We start from the raw sequence: 1,614 nt of genomic DNA, 5'->3' as shown, positions 1-1,614 counted from the left end.
AGGTCACCTGCGCCGACATCGACGCGGACGCGGTCGACCTCGCCGCCGCGAACCTCGACGCCAACGGGCTGGACGGCGAGGCGGTTCACCGCGACGTCAACGCCCTGCTGTACGACGAGGGACCGTTCGATGTCGTCGATCTGGACCCGTACGGCACGCCGATCCCCTTCGCGGACGCGGCGTTCGCGAACGGCCGCAACCTCGTCTGTGTCACCGCCACGGACACCGCGCCGCTTTGCGGTGCCCACCTCCAGAGCGGGATTCGGAAGTACGGCGCGGTCCCGCGCAACACCGACTACCATCCGGAGATGGGGCTTCGGACGCTCGTCTCCGCGCTCGTGCGGACCGCGGCGCGCTACGACAAGGCGGCGCGGCCGATCGTCTCCCACGTCTCCCGCCACTACGCGCGGACCTACCTCGAACTGGAGTCCGGTGCCCGCGCCGCCGACGACTGCCTCGAAGCGCTGGGGCACGTCGACCACTGCGAGGACTGTCTGTGGCGGTCGGCGACACATGGTCGCATCGCCGACCCGGTCGACGCCTGCCCGGAGTGCGGGAGCAACCGCGTCCTCACGGCCGGTCCGATCTGGCTCGGTCCGGTCGCTGACCCCGACTTCGCGCGCGCGGTCCGCCGCGAGGTGACCGACGACATGGGCGAGGCGAAGCGGGCGCGCAAGCTGCTCGGAACCGTCGCGCGCGAACTCGACACGCCGACCCACTACGACCAACACCGGCTGTACAAGCAGTGGGGCGAGCCGGCCATCGGCATGGACGAGTTCGTCGAGCGCCTACGCGGGGCCGGCCACGAGGCGAGCCGCGCGCACTACCGCGGGACGGCGGTCAAGAGCACGGCGTCTATCCCGCAGATGCGGGAGGCGGTTCTCGGAACGGACGCGGACTAACCCGTTCCTGCCCGCGATCGGTACCCGCCCGCTTTTGTCGCCATCGGCCGAAGGGCGGAGCGTGTTCCGACACTCGCGCACCGCGTTCGGCACGGTTCGGCGCGTCGCCGACCTCGCGATCGACCGACAGGTGACGTTTCTCGCGGCCGCGATCGCCTACTACGCGTTCGTCTCGCTCGTCCCCGCGCTCTTGTTGCTCGTCGTCGTCGCCACCGCGGTCTTCGGCGAGACCATCGCCGCGGAGCTGGTCGCCTCGACGGGGGATTTCCTCACCCCGGCCGGCGAGGAGGCGGTCGTCGGCGCTGTCTCCTCGGCCGGCGGACGGACCGGTGCGAGCCTGCTCGGGCTCGGCGTCCTGCTCTGGTCGACGCTGAAGGTGTTTCGCGGGCTCGACACGGCGTTCGTCTCCCTGTACGGCGGCGACGAGACTCCGGGCTTCCTCAAGCAGGTGGTCGACGCGGCCTCGGTCGTCGTCGCGGTCGGCGTCGGCATCGGCGTGATGGTCGTCGTCGGGGCGTTCGTAGCCGCCGCGGACGCGGTTCCGCTGGTCGAGGCGGCGAGCGTCCTCGCGCTGCCCGCCTTCCTCGCCGCCGTCTTCCTCCCGATGTACTACCTCCTCCCGCAGCCGACGGTGAGCGTCCGCGAGGCGCTGCCGGGCGCGGCGTTCGCGGCGGTCTGCTGGACGCTGCTTCAGGCCGGCTTTCAGGTGTAC

2 protein-coding genes are annotated in these 1,614 nt (G+C 71.4%); both read left to right on the top strand.

The window, feature by feature from the left end; all coding sequences use genetic code 11:
- On the top strand, window positions 1-902 hold a 902-nt coding region (locus tag BN903_RS13425), incomplete at its 5' end, for a tRNA (guanine(26)-N(2))-dimethyltransferase (protein ID WP_048078216.1).
- A gap of 61 nt (window positions 903-963) precedes the next feature.
- Window positions 964-1,614: YihY/virulence factor BrkB family protein (locus BN903_RS13420; protein WP_048078215.1), on the top strand; the 651-nt coding region annotated here is incomplete at its 3' end.

Source organism: Halorubrum sp. AJ67 (assembly GCF_000513435.1).
The sequence above is the reverse complement of the archived record's forward strand: the minus strand, read 5'-3'. Positions and strand labels throughout refer to the sequence as shown.